This window comes from Amycolatopsis sp. NPDC021455 (assembly GCF_040640995.1).
Taxonomy (GTDB): domain Bacteria; phylum Actinomycetota; class Actinomycetes; order Mycobacteriales; family Pseudonocardiaceae; genus Amycolatopsis.
This window is the reverse complement of record NZ_JBFACT010000004.1, coordinates 393,825-412,305: the sequence shown is the minus strand read 5'-3', so window position 1 is coordinate 412,305 and position 18,481 is coordinate 393,825. Positions and strand designations below refer to the sequence as shown.

12 protein-coding genes are annotated in these 18,481 nt (G+C 72.7%); 8 read left to right on the top strand and 4 right to left on the bottom strand.

Going from position 1 to position 18,481, the window contains the following annotated elements:
• Nucleotides 1-4,943: beta-ketoacyl synthase N-terminal-like domain-containing protein (locus tag AB0G28_RS09430; RefSeq protein WP_361085276.1), on the bottom strand; the 4,943-nt coding region annotated here is incomplete at its 3' end.
• 685 nt (nt 4,944-5,628) lie between these two features.
• Between AB0G28_RS09430 and AB0G28_RS09425 the strand changes: the two genes are divergently transcribed.
• Both AB0G28_RS09425 and AB0G28_RS09420 read left to right on the top strand, forming a co-directional pair.
• Nucleotides 5,629-6,750: a pyridoxal-phosphate dependent enzyme gene (locus AB0G28_RS09425; protein WP_361085273.1), complete on the top strand. Its 1,122-nt coding sequence runs from the start codon at nt 5,629-5,631 to the stop codon at nt 6,748-6,750.
• Nucleotides 6,747-7,364, top strand: coding sequence for a PAS domain-containing protein (locus AB0G28_RS09420; protein WP_361085270.1), 618 nt, complete (start codon nt 6,747-6,749; stop codon nt 7,362-7,364). Before AB0G28_RS09425 ends, AB0G28_RS09420 begins: the two co-directional genes overlap by 4 nt.
• 1 nt (nt 7,365) lies before the next feature.
• Here AB0G28_RS09420 and AB0G28_RS09415 read toward each other — a convergent pair whose 3' ends face one another.
• Entirely contained in the window at nt 7,366-8,271 is a 906-nt protein-coding gene (locus tag AB0G28_RS09415; RefSeq protein WP_361085268.1) for a glutaminase, read from the bottom strand.
• A 161-nt stretch (nt 8,272-8,432) separates the two neighbouring features.
• Between AB0G28_RS09415 and AB0G28_RS09410 the strand changes: the two genes are divergently transcribed.
• The 3 genes from AB0G28_RS09410 to AB0G28_RS09400 all read left to right on the top strand — a co-directional run bounded on the left by AB0G28_RS09410 (nt 8,433) and on the right by AB0G28_RS09400 (nt 13,789).
• Nucleotides 8,433-9,824, top strand: coding sequence for an amino acid permease (locus AB0G28_RS09410; protein WP_361085265.1), 1,392 nt, complete (start codon nt 8,433-8,435; stop codon nt 9,822-9,824).
• Nucleotides 9,825-9,855: 31 nt separating this feature from the next.
• Entirely contained in the window at nt 9,856-10,857 is a 1,002-nt protein-coding gene (locus AB0G28_RS09405) for a LacI family DNA-binding transcriptional regulator (protein ID WP_361085262.1), read from the top strand.
• A gap of 100 nt (nt 10,858-10,957) precedes the next feature.
• Nucleotides 10,958-13,789, top strand: a complete 2,832-nt coding sequence (locus AB0G28_RS09400) for a glycoside hydrolase family 2 TIM barrel-domain containing protein (RefSeq protein ID WP_361085259.1) — start codon at nt 10,958-10,960, stop codon at nt 13,787-13,789.
• 31 nt (nt 13,790-13,820) lie between these two features.
• On the opposite strand, the gene AB0G28_RS09395 is transcribed toward AB0G28_RS09400, so the two are convergent.
• Entirely contained in the window at nt 13,821-14,513 is a 693-nt protein-coding gene (locus tag AB0G28_RS09395) for a TetR family transcriptional regulator (RefSeq protein ID WP_361085256.1), read from the bottom strand.
• An 89-nt stretch (nt 14,514-14,602) separates the two neighbouring features.
• Between AB0G28_RS09395 and AB0G28_RS09390 the strand changes: the two genes are divergently transcribed.
• Nucleotides 14,603-15,748, top strand: a complete 1,146-nt coding sequence (locus AB0G28_RS09390) for an FAD-dependent monooxygenase (RefSeq protein ID WP_361085253.1) — start codon at nt 14,603-14,605, stop codon at nt 15,746-15,748.
• A 103-nt stretch (nt 15,749-15,851) separates the two neighbouring features.
• Here the strand turns inward: AB0G28_RS09390 and AB0G28_RS09385 are convergent, their stop codons facing one another.
• On the bottom strand, nt 15,852-16,529 hold the full coding sequence (locus AB0G28_RS09385) for an NUDIX domain-containing protein (protein ID WP_361085250.1): 678 nt from the start codon (nt 16,527-16,529) through the stop codon (nt 15,852-15,854).
• A 76-nt stretch (nt 16,530-16,605) separates the two neighbouring features.
• Here AB0G28_RS09385 and AB0G28_RS09380 point away from each other — a divergent pair, with 76 nt between their 5' ends.
• Both AB0G28_RS09380 and AB0G28_RS09375 read left to right on the top strand, forming a co-directional pair.
• On the top strand, nt 16,606-17,607 hold the full coding sequence (locus tag AB0G28_RS09380; RefSeq protein ID WP_361085248.1) for an SPFH domain-containing protein: 1,002 nt from the start codon (nt 16,606-16,608) through the stop codon (nt 17,605-17,607).
• Nucleotides 17,604-18,470, top strand: coding sequence for a hypothetical protein (locus AB0G28_RS09375; protein WP_361085245.1), 867 nt, complete (start codon nt 17,604-17,606; stop codon nt 18,468-18,470). The genes AB0G28_RS09380 and AB0G28_RS09375 overlap by 4 nt, the downstream gene beginning before the upstream one ends.
• The last annotated feature ends 11 nt before the right edge of the window (nt 18,471-18,481 follow it).

The following is an 18,481-nucleotide window of genomic DNA, read 5'->3' as shown; positions in this document are numbered from 1 at the left end:
TGGAGATCACGCCCCACGATGGTCTCCAGCACCGAGCGCCCCAATGTGGCGTTCGGTGCGTCCAGCGCACCCAATGTGGCGTTCGGTGCGTCAGACGCAACCAACGCCACATTGGGGCGCTCGGGGACCGTGAGCTGCGGGACTGCGTCGGTGCCGAGGAAGCCCAGCAGCACGTCTCGCTGGGCCGCGATCATCTCGCGGCTCGTGCGCAGGAAGTCCGCGACCATCGCCTCCGACGTGGCCGCGGCCGGTGACACCGTGCCGAGCGAGACCCGCTCCGCCGGACGCAACGCGCCGGCCGGGATCGTGCCGTCCGCGACGCGGAGCAGGTGACCGTCGACCGTCCACCCGGGACGCTTCGGTCGCGGTGCGGCGGACGCGTCCACCGCGTCGCGGCCGCGGAACAGCCAGCCGGTCTCGACCGGCACGCCGGACACCGCCAGCTGCGCGAGCGCGCCGAGGAAGCCCGGCAGGCCGCGGCGGCCCGGCTGCTCGAACCCGACCGTGCGGTGCGGCCGGTCACCGAGGATGGCGGCGACCTGCCTGGCCAGCACGGCTCCCGGGCCGGCCTCGACGAACACCCGCGCCCCGGCCGCATACATCGCTTCGACCTGCTCGACGAACCGGACGGGCGAACCCACCTGTGCGGCCAGTTCGGCGCGGATCTCGTCGGGGTCCACCGGATAGGGCGCCGCGGTCCGGTTGCCGTACACCGGGACGGCGGGCCGCACGACGCCGATCGCGCCGAGGGCACGGCCGAGTGCCTCCCCCGCGGGGGCGACCAGGGGACTGTGGAAGCCGCACGCGACCGAAATCCGCTTGGCGCCCAGCCCGGCGTCGCGCAGCTGGAGGACGGCCGCTTCGACGTCGGCGGTCGGCCCGGAGATCACCGTCTGGCGGGGCGAGTTGTGGTTCGCGAGGACGACCGCGTCGAGCCCGGCGTCGGCGAGGACCTTCCCGGTCTCCGCCGCGGACGCGGCGACCGCGGCCATCGCGCCCGGGTCGGACGCCGGCACCGCGTCGAGGATCGCCCCGGCTCGGGCGTGGCTGGCGTGCAACAGCGCTTCGGGCGTGAGGGCGCCCGCTGCGGCCAGCGCCGTCAGCTCGCCGTAGCTGTGCCCGCCCAGCATCGCGGGCCGCACGCCGGCGCGGGTCAGCAGCCGGAAGGCGGCCAGCCCGGTGAGGCCGAGCGCGGGCTGGGCGACGCGGGTGTCCGTGACGCGCTCGGCGAGCGCCTGCCGTTCGCGTTCGCCGAACACCGCGGGTCCGAACACGACCTCCGCCGTGTCCGGGTCGAGGCGCAGGTACCGCTGCAGCTCGGGGAAGGTGACGAACAGCTCGGCGAACATGCCGGGCCGCTGGCTGCCCTGGCCCGGGAACAGCACCGCGACCGTACCCGGCTCGTCGTCACCGGCGCGGTAGACGCCCGGCGCGTCTTCGCCGGCGAGCGCCCGTCGCAGCAGGTCGGCCAGTTCGTCCACAGTGGACGCGACGACGGCCAGGCGGATCCGCCCGCCCGCCGCTTCGGCCCGCCGGGACGCGCTGAGGGCGAGGTCGCGCAGCCGCCACGGCTGCCGGTCCGCCAGGATTTCCGTGGCCAGCGCCAGCAGCGCCCGCGCCGCGGAGTCCGTCGTGAAGGTCAACAGCTCGGCGGGCCACTCGTCCGCCGCCTGCGCGGGCGGCACGCCGTCGTGCGCGCCGAGCACGACGTGGAAGTTCGTCCCGCCGAAGCCGAACGCGCTCACCCCGGCGAGCCGGTCGGCCGGCGCGGCGGCCCACGGCTGCGGGGCCGACTGGAACACGAACGGGCTGGTCGACGGGTCCCAGGCCGGGTTCGGCGACGAGACGTGCAGCGTCGGCGGTTTGACTCCGGTGTGCACAGAGAGGGCCGCCTTGATCAGCCCGGCCAGGCCCGCGGCGCACTTGGTGTGCCCGATCTGGGATTTCACCGAGCCGATCGTGCAGGCGCCCGGCGCGGCGCCGGCCTCGGTGAACACCTTCGTCAGCGTGCCCAGCTCCGTCCGGTCGCCGACGACGGTGCCCGTTCCGTGCGCCTCGACGAGCCCGACGCGGGCGGGCGAGACGCCGGCGTTGCGGTAGGCGCGAGTCAACGCGGTGTGCTGGCCTTCCGGCCGGGGCGCGGTCAGGCCGAGCGCGCGGCCGTCCGAAGCCGCGCCGACGCCCTTGATCACGGCGTACACGCGGTCGCCGTCGCGTTCGGCGTCGGCGAGGCGTTTCAGGGCGACGCAGGCGACGCCTTCGCCGAGCGCGATGCCGTCGGCCGCGCTGTCGAACGTCGCCGACCGGCCGGTCGGCGAGAGGGCGTGCGCCGAGGCGAACAGGAGGTAGTCGTTGATGCCGTTGTGCAGGTCCGCGCCGCCGCAGAGGACGAGGTCGCTGGTGCCGGCGGTCAGTTCCTTGCAAGCGACGTCGACGGCGGTCAGCGACGACGCGCACGCGGCGTCGACGGTGTAGTTCGCCCCGCCCAGGTCGAGCCGGTTGGCGATCCGCCCGGCGATGACGTTCGCGAGCACACCCGGGAACGAGTCCTCGGTGATCCGCGGCAGCCGTTCGTCCAGTTCGGACGGCAGTTCGCCGACATAGGACGGCAGCACCGAGCGCAGGGTCATCGCGTTCGACAGGTCGCTGCCCGCCTCGGCGCCGAACACGACCGATGTCCGGGCGCGGTCGAACGCACGGTCGGCGTAGCCCGCGTCGGCCAGCGCGCGGTGCGCGGCCTCCAGGGCCAGCAGCTGCACGGGCTCGATGCTGGCCAGCGACGACGGCGGGATGCCGTACTTCAGCGGGTCGAAGCCGATCTCCGGCAGGAACCCGCCCCAGCGCGACGGCGTCCGCTCACCCTGGCCGTCCGGGTCGTAGTAGAGGGAGGTGTCCCAGCGCTGCGGGGGCACCTCGGTGACCGCGTCGGTGCCGGCCAGCACGTTCGCCCAGAACGCGGCCAGGTCCGGAGCCTGCGGGAACATGCAGGCCATGCCGACGATCGCGATGTCCAGCGGCGCGGGCGCCGCCGGTTCCGGCTGTTCCGCCGCGGCGATGCCGAATTCGGCGGCCCGCGCGCGCAGGAACGCGTTCGCGCCCTCACCCACCGAATGGTGCAGGTCGGCGATCGTGGTGACGGCCGAGCGCAGCACGGCGACCTCGCCCGCCATGAACATGCCTTCGGCGAGCTGGCGGTCTTCGCCGACGTCACGCAGCTCGGAGCCGACGCGCTCGATGCCCTTGCTCGCCAGGCGGAGCCGTCCGACGTTGAGCGTCTCCAGCTGCTCCCACGCGTCGCGGCTCGGCACGCCCCGCTCGGCGAGGTCCGCCTTGATCGCCGCGTACTCCTCGGTGAACGGGCTGCGCACACAACGGGTCGCGTGGCCCGGCGCGGTCTCCAGGAGGTCGGTCCGCTCGGCTTCCAGGAGCCGGCGCTGGAACAGCGGGAGCACGGCACCCGCGTCGACGGCTTCGCGGGTGAACAGGTAGGCGGTGCCCATCAGCACCCCGGCGGCCGCGCCGCGCGCCGCCACCGGCGCGGCGAGGGCGGCCACCATCGCGGCCGAGCGTTCGTCGTGGACGCCGCCGGCGAAGAGCACCTGCAGGTCCGCGGCGGCGTCCGGGGTGACCGCGAGGAAGTCGGCGAGGACGCCGAGCTGGGCTTCCCACAGCGGGAAACTGGTGCGCGGGCCGACGTGGCCCCCGCATTCCGAGCCTTCGAAGACGAACTTGCGGGCTCCGGCCTCGAGGAACTGCTTGAGCAGTCCCGGCGAGGGCACGTGGAGGAACGTCGAGATGCCGGCTTCCTCCAGGGCGGCGGCCTGGGCCGGGCGGCCCCCGGCGATGATCGCGTGCGTCGGCCGGACCTCGCGGATCACCGCCAGCTGCGCGGCTTTGACGTCGTCGGCGGCGAACCCGAGGACGCCGACACCCCAAGGCGCGTCGCCGACGGCATCGCGAGTCCGTTCCAGGACGTCGCGGGTCTGGTCCGCGCCGGACAGGGCCAGCGCGATGAACGGCAGCGCGCCGCCCGCGGCGACCGCGGCCGCGAACGCGGGCTGGTCGCTGACCCGGGTCATCGGTCCCTGCGCGACCGGCAGCGCCGTGCCGAACGCGCGGCTGCCCGCGCTGCCGGGCCCCAGCACCGGAGCCTCGGCGCGCAAGGCCTCGCCGATGGCGTCACGCAGGCCGCGCACCGCGGCGGTCACCGTGCCCCAGCGGTCGCGGAACCGGGTGGCCAGGAAGACGTCCTGCCCGGCTTCGATCGGCTCTCCCCCGGCCGGCCCGCGGCGGGACAGCACGCGGACGCCGTCGGTGACCACGGTTTCGGAGCCGTCGAGGCCGGTGAGCGCGACGGTCAGCGCCGACGGCAACTCGGCCTCCGGCAGCAGCGCGAGCTGGGTGTCGACGACGACGCCGGCCGCGCCGCCCGCGACCGCCGCCGCGGCGGTGTGCGGTCCGATCCCGCCCGCCGCCCACACCGGGACGTCCAGGGTCTCGTCGGCGAGCAGGGCTTGGAGTAACACGTACGTGCTGAGTTCACCCGTGCGGCCGCCGCATTCGTGACCGCGGGCGATCAGGCCGTGGGCACCGCCGGCGACCGCCCGCGCGGCCGACGCGCGGGAGGTGACCTCCGCCAGCACCCGCCGTCCCGGGAAGTCCCGCGCCGGGCACGGGCAGTCTTCGGTCAGCAGGACGGTGGTCACGGCGTCGGGCAGGTCCGCCCCAGCGGGCCCCGCGAGCCGGACGCCGAACGCCGGAATTCCCCATTCCCCCAGCACCGCGAGCTCTTCCGCGGCCACGGCACCCCCGCCGGTCAGGTCGAGCACGCCGAGCCCGCCCCCGCGCGCGGCGGCCGCGACCCCGCGTGCCGACGGCGATCGCAGCGGCGACACGGCGACGACCAGGTCGGCCGGCACGGAGTCGTCTTTCGAGAGACGCATGGGAACTCCCGCTACGCACGAAAGGGTGATGGGTAACGGGGAGTACTTAAGCGGGTTCCTTCGATGACGTCAACAACCCTCCACGATTTCATAGCGGTGGTTCAGAAAATTCGGGACCGACCAGGCCGATGGCGCAAGAATTTAACGCCGCCGTCACGCGACCGCCCCGGGCACCGGTCGGCGCAAGCCTTCCCGCCTGGTGGACGCAGTGCGGTTGCCCACACCGGACCACTCCGACCGGCGGGTCCGGCGTTTCCGCCGAGCCACCGCGAAGTATCCGGGCGGTAAACCAGAGTCGCCGGGACTCCGCTTCCCCCAACGCGACGGCAGCCGGTTCACCGGACGGAAAGAGGCCTTTTTCCGTCAATTTCACGATGCACCGGAGAAGCGGCCGAAGAATTCCGCGCCGATCGCCACAAAAGGCCACAGGTCCACTGTGGATTGACCGGGCACCGGGGTTCCCGGTGCTCACGCGAGCATGAAGAGGACGTCACGAGAACAGCGGCGGCCCCGCACCGGACGACCGAGAGCATTCGGGTGGCCACCTTCGGTACTCCGATCGGCGGCGATGACCGAAATTTTCCGTCGTCCGGTTAACGCTTTTCCTGAGAAAAAGCTGAAGAGCTTTCGCATACCAGCCAGTAGCATTAGACGAATGGTCTATACTTCGACACTCTGTCCAGTCGTGGAGGTGGTCGTGGAGTACTGGTACGCCGACGAGCGCTCGGGGGCGCGGTACCCCGGCGACCCGCGGCGCTGGCGCGGTGACGACGGCGCGCCGCTGACGGTGCCGCCGCTGGCCGGCCTCGTACCCGGCGACGTCGACGCGTGCGTCCGCTCGCTCTGGCGGTACCGGGCCGCCCTGCCCGGCGACCTCGCCCCGGTCTCGCTGGGCGAAGGCTGCACTCCCCTGGTCCCGCGGACCTGGGACGGGGAGGAGGTCCGGTTCAAGCTCGAATGGTTCAGCCCCACGGGCAGCTTCAAGGACCGCGGTTCCAGCGTCATGATCTCCGCGCTGGCCGGCGCCGGGGTGCGGGAGCTCCTGGAAGACAGCTCCGGCAACGGCGGCTCGTCGGTGGCGGCCTACAGCGCCGCGGCCGGGATCGCCGCGACCGTCCTCGCCCCCGAGGGCACGTCCCCCGCGAAGGTGCTGCAGACCCGCGCGTACGGCGCGGCTGTCGAACTGGTGCCCGGCACCCGCGACGACACCGCCGCCGAAGCCGTCCGCCGCTCGGCCCGCACGACCTACGCCAGCCACAACTGGCACCCGTTCTTCCTGCAGGGCACCAAGACCCTCGCCTACGAGCTGTGGGAAGACCTGGGCTTCCGCGCGCCGGACGCCGTCGTCACCGTCGCCGGCGCGGGCAGCATCGTGCTGGGCTGCGACCTCGGGTTCGGCGAGCTGCTGGCCGCCGGGTCGATCGCCAAGCGCCCGCGTCTGCTGGCCGCCCAGCCGCGGAACTGCTCGCCCCTCGACGCGGCCTTCCACGGCCGGCAGCCACCACCGTTCGCCCCGACCGTCGCCGAAGGCACCGCGATCCGGCGGCCGGTGCGGCTCCCGGAGGTCGTCGCGGCGATCCGGCGCTCGGGCGGCGACACCGCCGCGATCGAGGAGGACGCCATCGCCGCGGCCGCCCGCCGGCTCGCGTCCCTCGGCCTCTACGCCGAGCCGACGAGTGCGACCGCCGCCGCGGCCATCGACGTCTTCCGCTCGCGAGGTGCCATCCGCCCTGGTGAAACGACCGTCGTCGTGCTGACCGGCTCCGGGCTGAAGGCGGCCGACAAGCTGCGGGAGCTGATCGGATGACCGAGGACGAGCTGCTGCTTCGCGAGGCCGAGAAGATCGCCCACGCCGTCGGCCGGATGTTCCCGGGCCTGTGCGAGGTCGTCCTGCACGACCTGCGCGACCCGGCCCAAGCCGTGCGTGCGATCGAAGGCGGCTTGTCCGGGCGTGCCGTCGGCGACCCCGCGACCGAGCTCGGCCTGGCCCGGATCGCCGACCCGGAGTTCCCGGACGTGCTCCAGAACTACCCGAACCGCTTCCCGGACGGGCGGCCGGCGAAGAGCACGTCGATCGGCATCCGCAACGGGCGCGGCGAGTACGTCGCGGCGCTGTGCCTCAACCTCGACGTCTCCCTGCTCGGCTCGGCGGCCCGAGCCCTGACCCGCCTGTCCCGCACCGACGACCCCGCCCCGCTCGCCGAGTCACTGCGCGCCCGCACCGGCGACGAGCTGCGCGCCCTGGTCGAGGACTACGCCACCGAGCGCGGCCACACCCCGCGCAGCCTGCCGGCGGCCACGAAGAAGGAGCTCGTCCGGACGCTGAAGGCGCGGGGCTTCCTGGAGCTGAAGAACGCGGTGCCGTCGCTGACCGACCTGCTCGGGATCTCCCGCGCCAGCGTCTACAACTACCTGCGCTGACTCAAAACACCGACCAGCCGGTCAGCGTCGTGAACCGGTCGAGGGCGGCGACCCCGGCGACGGAGTTTCCGCGCGCGTCCAGCCCCGGGCTCCACACGCAGACCGCGCACCGGCCCGGCACGATCGCGACGATGCCGCCGCCGACTCCGCTCTTGCCCGGCAGGCCGACGCGGTAGGCGAACTCGCCCGCGGCGTCATACGTCCCGCAGGTCAGCATCACCGCGTTGATCCGCTTCGCCGCGCTCAGCCCCAGCAGCCGTGAGCCGTCGTTGCGAACGCCGTGGCGGGCCAGGAACAGCGCCGACCGGGCGACGTCGCCGCAGCTCATCGCGATCGAGCACTGGCGGACGTACTGGTCGAGCACCGACGGCACCGGATGGCGCATGTTGCCGTAGGACGCCATGAAGTACGCCAGCGCCCGGTTGCGGTCGGCGTGGCCCGCCTCCGACGCCGCCACCTCGGGATCCACGGCGATCTCCGGACGGCCGCTTTCCTGCCGGACGAAGGCCAGCAACGCGTCCGCCGCGTCGCCGTGGCGCGCGAGTTCGTCGGTCACCACCAGCGCGCCCGCGTTGATGAACGGATTCCGCGGAATGCCGTCCTCGTGTTCCAGCTGCACCAGCGAATTGAACGGGTCGCCCGACGGTTCGCGGCCGACGCGCGCCCACACGCCGTCGCCCCGCGCCAGCGTCAGGGCCAGGGTGAACACTTTCGACATGCTCTGGACGGAAAACGGGCGCTCCCAGTCGCCGACGCCGTGCACCGCACCGTCCACTTCGGCCACCGCCATGCCGAACCGCCACGGCTCGACCCTGGCCAGCGCGGGAATGTAGTCCGCGACGGCGCCGCGGCCGACTTCCGGCGCGACGTCGTCGGCAATCCGGTCCAGCAGCGCCGCGAGATCCACGGCCGTAGCGTAGAAGGCCGCCCCGGCGCTCCGGCGCGCGGGCCGGGTCGAATCGGAATCCGCCGATGGCGGAAGAACTTCCGCAGTGATCTCCCGCACACCTTAAGTCTTCCTTAGTCTGCTTGGTGATCTGCCGCACACCGCTCTAGCGTCCGTGAACCATGGATTCCTCGCTGCTCACCGAAAAAGGTGAAAGCTATTCGAAAGCACTGGGCAACCGCCAGGTGCAGATGATCGCCATCGGCGGCGCGATCGGCGTCGGGCTGTTCCTCGGCGCGGGTGGGAAACTCCACCAGGTCGGTCCCTCGCTGGTCTTCTCCTACGCGATCTGCGGGATCGCCGCGTACTTCGTGATGCGCGCGCTCGGCGAGCTCGTCCTGCACGAGCCCAGTTCCGGCAGTTTCGTCACCTACGCCCGGAAGTTCATCGGGCCGTGGGCCGGCTTCGCCTCCGGCTGGATGTACTGGGTGAACTGGGCGATGACCGGGATCGCCGAGATCACCGCGGTGGCCATCTACGTGCACAAGTGGCTGCCGGACGTGCCGCAGTGGATCACCGCGCTGGTCGCGCTGGGCGTCCTGCTGATGGTGAACCTGCTTTCGGTCAAGGTGTTCGGCGAGCTGGAGTTCTGGTTCTCCGTGGTCAAGGTGCTGGCCATCGTCGTCTTCCTGGTCGTCGGCGCGGGTTTGGTGCTGACGAGCACGGACATCGGCGGGACACCCGCCGGAGCGCACAACCTGACCGGCCACAGTGGACTGTTCCCGGCGGGCATCGGCGTCGCGCTGATGACGTTGCAGGCGGTCATCTTCGCCTACTCGGCCATCGAGGTCGTCGGCATCGCGGCCGGCGAGACCAAGGACGCGCGCAAGGTGCTGCCGAAGGCGATCAACGGTGTGGTCTGGCGGATCGGCGTGTTCTACGTCGGATCGGTGCTGCTGCTGGCGATGCTGCTGCCGTGGCCGTTCTACAACGGCGGCGAGAGCCCGTTCGTCACCGTGTTCAGCCGGCTGGGCATCCCAGGCATCGGCGACGTGATGAACGCCGTGGTGCTGACCGCGGCGCTGTCCAGTGTGAACTCCGGCCTCTACTCGACCGGCCGGATCCTGCGTTCGCTGGCCGAAAAGGGCGAGGCGCCGTCGTTCGTCAGCCGGATGAGCAGCCGCCAAGTGCCCTACGGCGGCATCCTGTTCACGTCGGTCGCCTACGTGCTCGGCGTGGTGCTGAACTACCTGGTGCCGAAGGAGGCGTTCGACATCGCCATCGCGATCGCGTCGCTCGGCGTGATCAGCACCTGGGCGACGCTGATCTTCTGCCAGCTCCGGCTGCGGCAGGCCGCCCTGCGCGGCGAGCTGGAACGGCCGTCGTACCGCATGCCGTGGGCGCCCTACAGCGGCTGGGCGACGCTGGCCTTCCTGGCGCTGGTCGTCGTCCTGATGGGCTTCTCGGACGGCGCCGAGAAGATCGCGTTCTACTCGATCCCGGTGCTCGCGGTGGTGCTGGCGATCGGCTGGCGTTTCGTCGTGAAGCGCCGCGACCGTACCCCGGCCGGGTAGCGCGACGGCCGCGGGCGGGCATACTCGACGGGTGTCCACGAGCAGCACGGAACCCCGGCGGGTGACGATCCACGACGTCGCCCGCAGCGCCGGGGTGTCCCGGCAGACGGTGTCGCGGGCGCTGAACGACAAGGCCGAGATCGACGGCTCGACCAAGCAGCGCGTCCTCGACGCCGCCCGCGAGCTCGGGTACCGCCCCAGCCGCTTCGCCCGCGGCCTGGTCCGGCCGGACACCACCACGATCGGCCTGGTCGTGCCGGACCTGCTCAACCCCTTCTTCACCGAGGTCGCCTCCGGGGCGCTGGAGGCGGCCCGGGCCCGCGGCTGGCACGTGGTCGTCCACGACACCACCGACGACCCCGAGCAGGAGCTGGCCACGCTGCGGGTGATCGGCACCCAGGTCGACGCGGTCGTCGGCTACTTCAGCCGGTCCGACGAGGACCTCGACCGCCTCACCGCCGGCATCCCGGTGGTGCTGATCGGCCGCGAACCGCGCCTCCCGCGGTTCAGCGGCATCGGGATCGACGGTGAGGACGGCGTCCGCGAGGCCGTCGCCCACCTGGTCTCGCGCGGGCACCGGCGGATCGGGATGCTCGACGGGCACCCCGCGCCGAGTGTCCGGCAGCGCTGGTTCCGGCGGGCCGCCGCCGAGTGCGGGATCGCGGTGCACCCCGGCTGGATCGCCGGCGCCGCCCAGACCGTCGACGGCGGCGGCGCGGCGCTGGCCACGCTGCTCGCCGCGCACCCCGACGTCACCGCCGTGTTCGCCTTCAACGACGTGATGGCCATCGGCGCGCTGCGCGAGGCCCGCCGGTTCGGCCTGCGCGTGCCCGCCGACCTCGCCGTGATCGGGTTCGACGGGCTCGCGCTCGGCACCCTGGTCGAGCCGGAGCTCTCCAGCGTCGCCGTCGACACGCGCGCGCTCGGTGCGCTGGCCGTCGAGCAGGCGGCCCGGCTCGTGACCGGTGCCGCCCCGCTCGAACCCGGCGAGCTGATCATCCACGCGGGCCTCCACCTGCGCGAATCCGCCTGATCCCTTGACACCCCTCCCCGCCGCCAAGCACACTTCGAGCCGGTCCGTGAACGTTCACGGGAACGTTCACGGGCCTGGTTCAGCGGGCTGAAAGGACTCCATGTCGTACGTCGAAGACCCGGGCCCCGGGCACGGCTCGGTACCCCCGCGCGCGGCCTTCACCTCCGACGCGCCGTCGTGCTCGCTGAACGGAACCTGGCGGTTCCGGCTCTCGCCGAGCCTCGCGGCCGCGCCCGCCGGGATCGAAGGCGACGACTTCGACGACTCCGCATGGGACGAGCTGCCGGTGCCGTCGCTGTGGCAGCTGCACGGCCACGGCCGCCCCGCCTACACGAACGTGCAGTACCCGTTCCCGGTCGAGCCGCCGCACGTGCCGTCGGACAACCCGACCGGCGACCACCGGCTGCGGTTCGACCTGCCCGCGGACTGGCCCGCCGGGTCCGCGGTGCTGCGCTTCGACGGGATCGACTCGTGCGGCCGGGTCTGGCTCAACGGCACCGAGCTGGGCGTCACGAAGGGCAGCAGGCTGCCGTCGGAGTTCGAGGTCGGAGAGCTGCTGCGGCCGGCGGGCAACGTCCTCGCGGTGCGCGTGCACCAGTGGTCGGCGGCCAGCTACCTCGAGGACCAGGACATGTGGTGGCTGTCCGGGATCTTCCGCGCCGTCACACTGCTCGCCCGGCCGGCGGGCGGGATCGCCGACTACTGGGTCCGCGCGGACTACGACCACACGACCGGCCTGGGCACCGTGCGGGTGGAGACCGGGCCGGACGTCGCGCTGGACATCCCCGAGCTGGGCGTCACCGGGCACCCGGCCGGGGAACCGCTGGAACTGCCGGTCGAGCCGTGGAGCGCGGAGTCGCCGCGGCTGTACGACGGCACGCTGTCCACGGCGGCCGAACGCGTGCCGGTGCGCATCGGGTTCCGGACCGTCTCGATCGAAGACGGCCTGCTCAAGGTCAACGGCCGCCGCCTGCTGCTGCGCGGGGTGAACCGCCACGAACACGACCCGCGCACCGGGCGCGTGGTGTCGCGGGAGACCGCGCTCGCCGACGTCCTGCTCATGAAGCGGCACAACGTCAACGCCGTGCGGACGAGCCACTACCCGCCCGACCCGGCCTTCCTCGAACTGTGCGACGAGTACGGCCTCTGGGTGATCGACGAGTGCGACCTGGAGACCCACGGCTTCGAACCGCTGGGCTGGGCCGGCAACCCCAGCGCCGACCCGATGTGGGCCGAGGCGTACCTCGACCGGATGCGGCGCACGGTGGAGCGGGACAAGAACCGGCCGAGCGTGATCCTCTGGTCGCTGGGCAACGAAAGCCACACCGGCGGCAATCTCGCGCGGATGGCGGAGTGGGTGCGCCACCGCGACCCGACCCGGCCGGTGCACTACGAAGGCGACCACGACTGCGAGTACGTGGACGTCCACAGCCGGATGTACGCCACCCACGAAGAGGTCGAGCGGATCGGCCGCCGGGAGGACGACAACGCACGCCGCCGGGAGCTGCCGTTCCTGCAGTGCGAGTACGGGCACGCGATGGGCAACGGGCCCGGCGGCCTGCTGGAGTACCGGGAGCTGTTCGAGCGGTACCCGAACTGCCAGGGCGGGTTCGTCTGGGAGTGGATCGACCACGGCCTGGCCACAGGCGGGCACTTCGCCTACGGCGGCGACTTCGGCGAGCCGATCCACGACGGCAACTTCGTCATCGACGGGCTCGTCTTCCCGGACCGGACGCCGTCGCCGGGACTGATCGAGTACGCGAAGATCATCGAGCCGGTCCGGATCGACGCGGACGCGTCCGGGATCCGCGTGTCGAACCACTACGACTTCCTGGCCACCGAGCACCTCGCATTCACCTGGGTGCTCGAGGACGAAGGAATCGCTGTCGCACAAGGCGTTCTCGATGTCCCCTCTGTCCAATCCGGACAGGGTGTCACGGTGCCGATGCCGTCGCTGCCCGCGACGGCCGGAGAGTCGTGGCTGACCGTCTCGGCGTCGTTGGTCGCGGCGACTTCGTGGGCACCGGCCGGGCACGTCGTCGGCTGGGGGCAGCTGCCGGTGTCACCAGCGCCCACCGCGTCCCCGCTCCCCCGCCGCGGCCCGGTGTTCCGGACCGGCGGCCGGCTGGTGCTGGGCATCGGCGAGTTCGACGCGGTGACGGGCACGCTCATGACGCTCGGCGGGCACGCCGTGCACGGGCCGCGGCTGGACGTCTGGCGCGCGACGACCGACAACGACCGCGGGACGTTCGCGGGACGGCCGGAGGCCGACCAGTGGCGGGAGGCGGGGCTGCACCGGATGCAGCACCGGGTGATCGCGGTCGACGCCGACGGAGAGGAACTGGTCGTGCGCACGCGCGTCGCCCCGCCGGCGCAGCCGTTCGGCCTGTTCACGGTCTACACGTGGACGGCGTTCGAGGACCGCCTGCGGCTGCGGCTGGAGGTGATCCCGGACGGCGAGTTCCCGGGCACGCTTCCCCGCCTCGGGCTGGCGATGGCGGTCCCGGGCACGCTGGGTTCGGCCGAGTGGTTCGGCGGCGGTCCCGGCGAGGCGTACCCGGACAGCGCCCAGGCGGTCCGGATCGGCCGGTTCTCGAGCAGCGTCGACGGCCTGCAGACGCCGTACGTGTTCCCGCAGGAGAACGGCAACCGGACAGCGGTGCGCTGGGCGCGCTTGACCGCCCCGGACGGCACGGGTCTGCGCATCGACGGCGACCCGCAGTTCGACTTCACGGCCCGCCGCTGGGACGCGGCGGCCCTGGAAGCAGCGCGGCACACCGACGATCTCGTGCCGGGCGAGCTGGTGCACCTGACGTTGGACGTGGCGGTGCAGGGGCTCGGGACGGCGTCGTGCGGGCCGGGCGTGCTGCCGCGGTACCGGCTGGTGCCGCAGAAGACGGAGTTCACGCTGTGGTTCCGGGCCGTGCGCTAAGTCGTCTCAAAAAGTCTCATAAGTCGTCTCATTAATCCGCGCCAGGCAGGTGGCGGTAGATCGTCGCCCGGGAGACGCCGAGCGCGGTCGCGATGTCGGACGGCGCGTGCCCGGCGTCGTGCAAGCGCCGGGCCACCTCGAGGGTTTCCGGGCTCATCGCCGGGGGCCTGCCGCGGCGGCCGCGGGCCTTGGCGGCAGGTGTGGCCTTGAACAGCCGGTCGACGCCGTCCAGGATCGCCGCGCGCAGTTCGGCTGGCGGCGCGTCGGCGAAGAGGACCACCGGGTCACTGAGCATGGCGATCGCCTGCGACGCACGGACCTGGCCCGCGAAGTCCGGTTCGGGGCCGGCGACCAGGCCGTTGGCCTTCAGCATGCCGTCGCGGAAGCGTTCGAACACCTCCTCCGACGCGGTCAGGCCGAGGTCCCGCAGGTTCATCCGGAGCAGGTACCGGTGGGCCAGCCAGACGTCGAGCAGTCCTTCGATCGCCGCCCGGCGGGGATCGGGGGCGTCCGCCGCCTTCGCCAGCGCCGCGTCGAGGTCGGCCAGCATCGGCTCGGCGAGCGCCGTGACGATGTCCGCCTTGCCCGGGAAGTGGTAGAGCACCGCGGTCTTCGTCACCCCGACGCGCTCGGCCAGCTCCCGCACCGAAGTGGCGTGGAAACCCCGCGCCGAGAACTCCGCCAGCGCCGCCCGCAGGATCCGCGCCCGGGTGTCGTCCGTCATCCCCCGAGCCTAGCCGCTTGCCTGACCGGCGGACAGGAGAGTACGGTGACGACTGACCGATGGTCAGGACCGAACTGGGGGGTACACCCATGACCGAACGAACCGTACTGATCTCCGGCGCCGGAGTCGCCGGGCCGACGCTGGCCTACTGGCTGGCCCGCGCGGGCTTCCGGCCCACGGTGGTGGAACGCGCGGCGGGGCTGCGCTCCAGCGGCAGCCCGGTCGACGTCCGCGGGCCGGCGGCGCGCGTCGCGGAGCGGATGGGCATCACGGCGAAGCTGCGCGAAGCGAGCACTAGCGCACGGTCGCTGAAGTTCGTCGACGACGCGGGGCGCCGGACGGGCCAGGTGCCGATGAGCGCACTCGGGTCCGCCGACGACATCGAGCTGCCCCGCACCGACCTCGCGGAAATCCTCCACGGCGCCGCGCGGGACCACGCCGAGTTCGTCTTCCACGATTCGATCACCGAACTGCACCAGGACGAAGGCGGCGTCGACGTCACGTTCGAGCGCGGCGCCCCGCGACGTTTCGATCTGGTGATCGGCGCAGACGGCCTGCACTCCGCGGTGCGGCGGCTGGCGTTCGGGCCGGAAGCGGCGTTCGTCGAGCACATGGGCGTCTACATCGCGACGCTCCCGCTCGCCGAACCGCCGGCCGACCCGACCGCGATCGTCATGTACAACTCGCCGGGCCGGGCGGTCGCGGTGCACCCGTCGCGCGGGCACGGGATCGCGGCGTTCATGTTCCGCGGCGACGCGCTGCCGGGGTTCGACCACCGCGACACCGGACAGCACAAGCGCATGCTCGCCGAGGCGTACGCGGGCGCGGGCTGGCGGGTGCCGGAGTTGCTGGAGCGCGTGCGGGAGGCGGACGACCTCTATTTCGACGCGGTGAGCCGGGTACGGCTGGACAGCTGGCACACGGGCCGCGTGGCGCTGGCCGGCGACGCGGCGTCGTGCGTCTCGCTGTTCGGCGACGGCTCGACCCTCGCGATGGCGGGCGCGTTCACGCTGGCGGAGGAGCTGGGCCGGACGCCGTCGGACGCAACATCGGCATTCCGCCGGTACGAGAGCGAGCATCGGAAGCTGGTGGAACCGAAGCAGCGCAACGTGTCCACGGCCGCGGCCCTGCTGATCCCGGCAACCCGCGGCGGCCTGGCGGCCCGCAACTTCGGCACGCGGCTGCTGCCGATCGTCTCCGCGGCCCGTCGCCTGGTCCCCACCCGAGCCGCCTGACGTCCCGCCAAACGCCCCAATGTGGCGTTGGTTGCGTTGGACGCACCGAACGCCACATTGGGTGCGTCCAACGCACCCAATGCCACATTGGGGCGCATGGGACTCAGCCTCGCAACATCGGTGGGTACAGCAGCTCCGCCGTCCCGCGCCGGTACAGCTGCGCGGGACGTCCACCGTCGCGGGTCGTCGTTCGGCCCGTCGGCTCCAGGAGCCCCTCCGCTCCCGTCACCTTGCGGTGGAAGTTGCGCGGATCAAGCCGTGTATCCCAAACCAGTTCATACACCCGGCGCAGCTCAGCCACCGTGAACTCCGGCCCGCAGAACGCCGTACCCAGCGGCGTGTACTCCAGTTTCGCGCGAGCCCGCTCGAGGCCGTCGGCGAGGATCCGGTCGTGGTCGAAAGCCAGGCGCTCGGCAAGCAGCGACCGCACCGGTGCCCAACGCGCGTCGGCCGCGTCCGTGCCCGCGCGCGGCGTCGGCAGATCCGGCGCCAGGGCCAGGTACGCCACCGTCACCACCCGCATCCGAGGGTCCCGGTCCGGGGCGCCGTAGCCCGCGAGCTGTTCGATGTGGACGGTCCCCGGCGCGAGCCCGGTCTCCTCCGCCAGTTCCCGGCGGGCGGCGTCCGCCAGGTCCTCGTCCTCCCGCACGAACCCGCCTGGCAGCGCCCACTCCCCCTTGTACGGCGAAACACCGCGGCGCACCACCAAGGCGCACAGCTCGTCCCCGGTCAGGGTGAGCACGACGAGGTCGACGGTGACGGCGAACGGCGGGTGACCCATGCCACCCACCCTAATCGTCATCTTGACGATTAGCCAGCCGCCCCATATCGTCACACCGACGATAAGAGGAGGCTCCATGGCCGACATCGACCGCCGGTTCGGGTTCCGGCACCTGCGCGGTGCCCCCACCGTGCACATCCGCCACTACCGCCGCGGCAAGCTCGCGCACGACGGCGTCGGGCTGTCCTTCTGGTACCGGCCGCTGACCGCGGTGGTGTCGGAGGTCCCGGTCGACGACCGCGAGCTGCCGCTGCTGTTCCACGCTCGCACGGCCGACTTCCAGGACGTCACCGTCCAGCTCGCGCTGACGTTCCGGATCGAGGACCCCGCGCTGGCCGCGCAGCGCATCGACTTCTCCATCGACCCGGACACCGGGCGCTGGCGAAGCGACCCGCTCGCCCAGATCAGCGGGCTGCTCACCGAGAACGTCCAGCAGTACGCGGTCGAGGTGCTGACCCGCACTCCCCTGGCCACCGCACTCGTCGACGGCGTCCGGGCGGTCCGCGACCGGATCCGTGCCGGGCTCGCCGAAGAGGACACGCGGCTCGCGCAGACCGGCTCGGCGGTGATCGACGTCCGTGTCGTCGCCATCCGGGCCGAACCCGAGGTCGAGAAGGCACTGCAGACGACCGCGCGGGAGAAGGTGCAGCAAGAGGCCGACCGGGCGACCTACGAGCGGCGCGCGCTGGCCGTCGAGCGCGAACGCGCGATCAGCGAGAACGAGCTGCAGAACCAGATCGAGCTGGCCCGCCGTGAGGAGCAGCTGCTCGCCCAGCGTGGCGCGAACGCCCGGCGCCAGGCCGAAGAAGCGGCGGCGGCGAACCGGATCGAGACCGAGGCCCAGGCGTCGCGCGAAGAGCGGCTGACCCAGGTGCAGGCCGCGGGCAGGCGCGCACTCGGCGAGGCGGAAGCGGCCGGTGAGGCGGCCCGGCTGGCGGCGTACCGCGACCTGCCCGAAGGTGTCCTGGCCGGGCTGGCGCTGAAGGAACTGGCCGGCAACCTGCCGCAGATCGACAGCCTGGTGCTCACGCCTGACCTGCTCACGCCGCTGCTGACGAAGCTGGGCATCCGCTCGTGAGCCTCGCCCCGCGCGTCGTGCTCGTGCACCGGCGCACCGAGCTCGACGAACTCCTCGCCCGGCACGGCACCCGCGGCCAAGCCGAGTTCTTCCTGCGCACGCGCGGCCGCGACCTCGCCGAGGTGACCGAGGCCGACGCGGCCGTGCGCGCCGCGCTCGCCACGGCGTCCGCGGCCATCCCGCTGGACTGGCGCCGCGGCGAGGTCGAACGCGCGGATCTCGACCGGTTCCTCTTCACCCCGGAGGACGTCGTCGTCGTGGTCGGGCAGGACGGCCTGGTCGCCAACGTCGCCAAGTACCTCGACGGCCAGCCGGTGATCGGCGTGGCGCCCGCCGAGCCCGGTGTCCTGGTCAGGCACCCGGTCGAGGCCGTCGCGGACCTGCTCCGGGCCACGGACGACGTCGAGCACCGGACGATGGCCGAGTTGACCGCCGACGACGGCCAGCGGCTGCTCGCGCTGAACGAGATCTACCTCGGGCACGCCGGGCACCAGACGGCCCGCTACCGGCTGGGGACCGGTGGCGCGGTGGAACGCCAGGCGTCGTCGGGAATCCTCGTCGGGACCGGCACCGGGGCGACCGGCTGGTGCGGATCGGTGTGGCGGGACCGCCACAGCGGCCTGCGCCTGCCCGCCCCCGGCGAGGCTCGGCTGGTCTGGTTCGTGCGGGAGGCGTGGCCGTCGCCGGCGACCGGGACCACGCACACCGAGGGCGAGCTGACGAAGGCGCCGTTGACGGTCGAGGTCGAGTCCGACCGCCTGGTCGCCTTCGGCGACGGCCTCGAAGCCGACACCGTCGCCCTCACCCGCGGCCAGACGGCGACTTTCGCTCCCGCCGCGAAGACCGTCCGCCTGGTGCGGTGATCGGTCGGCCC

Bases quoted from the DNA above. Each gene is read 5' to 3' on its own strand.
- AB0G28_RS09420 (WP_361085270.1), top strand. From the start codon at position 6,747: ATGACCGAGGACGAGCTGCTGCTTCGCGAGGCCGAGAAGATCGCCCAC.
- AB0G28_RS09410 (WP_361085265.1), top strand. From the start codon at position 8,433: ATGGATTCCTCGCTGCTCACCGAAAAAGGTGAAAGCTATTCGAAAGCA.
- AB0G28_RS09400 (WP_361085259.1), top strand. From the start codon at position 10,958: ATGTCGTACGTCGAAGACCCGGGCCCCGGGCACGGCTCGGTACCCCCG.
- AB0G28_RS09395 (WP_361085256.1), bottom strand. From the start codon at position 14,513: ATGACGGACGACACCCGGGCGCGGATCCTGCGGGCGGCGCTGGCGGAG.
- AB0G28_RS09390 (WP_361085253.1), top strand. From the start codon at position 14,603: ATGACCGAACGAACCGTACTGATCTCCGGCGCCGGAGTCGCCGGGCCG.
- AB0G28_RS09385 (WP_361085250.1), bottom strand. From the start codon at position 16,529: ATGGGTCACCCGCCGTTCGCCGTCACCGTCGACCTCGTCGTGCTCACC.
- AB0G28_RS09380 (WP_361085248.1), top strand. From the start codon at position 16,606: ATGGCCGACATCGACCGCCGGTTCGGGTTCCGGCACCTGCGCGGTGCC.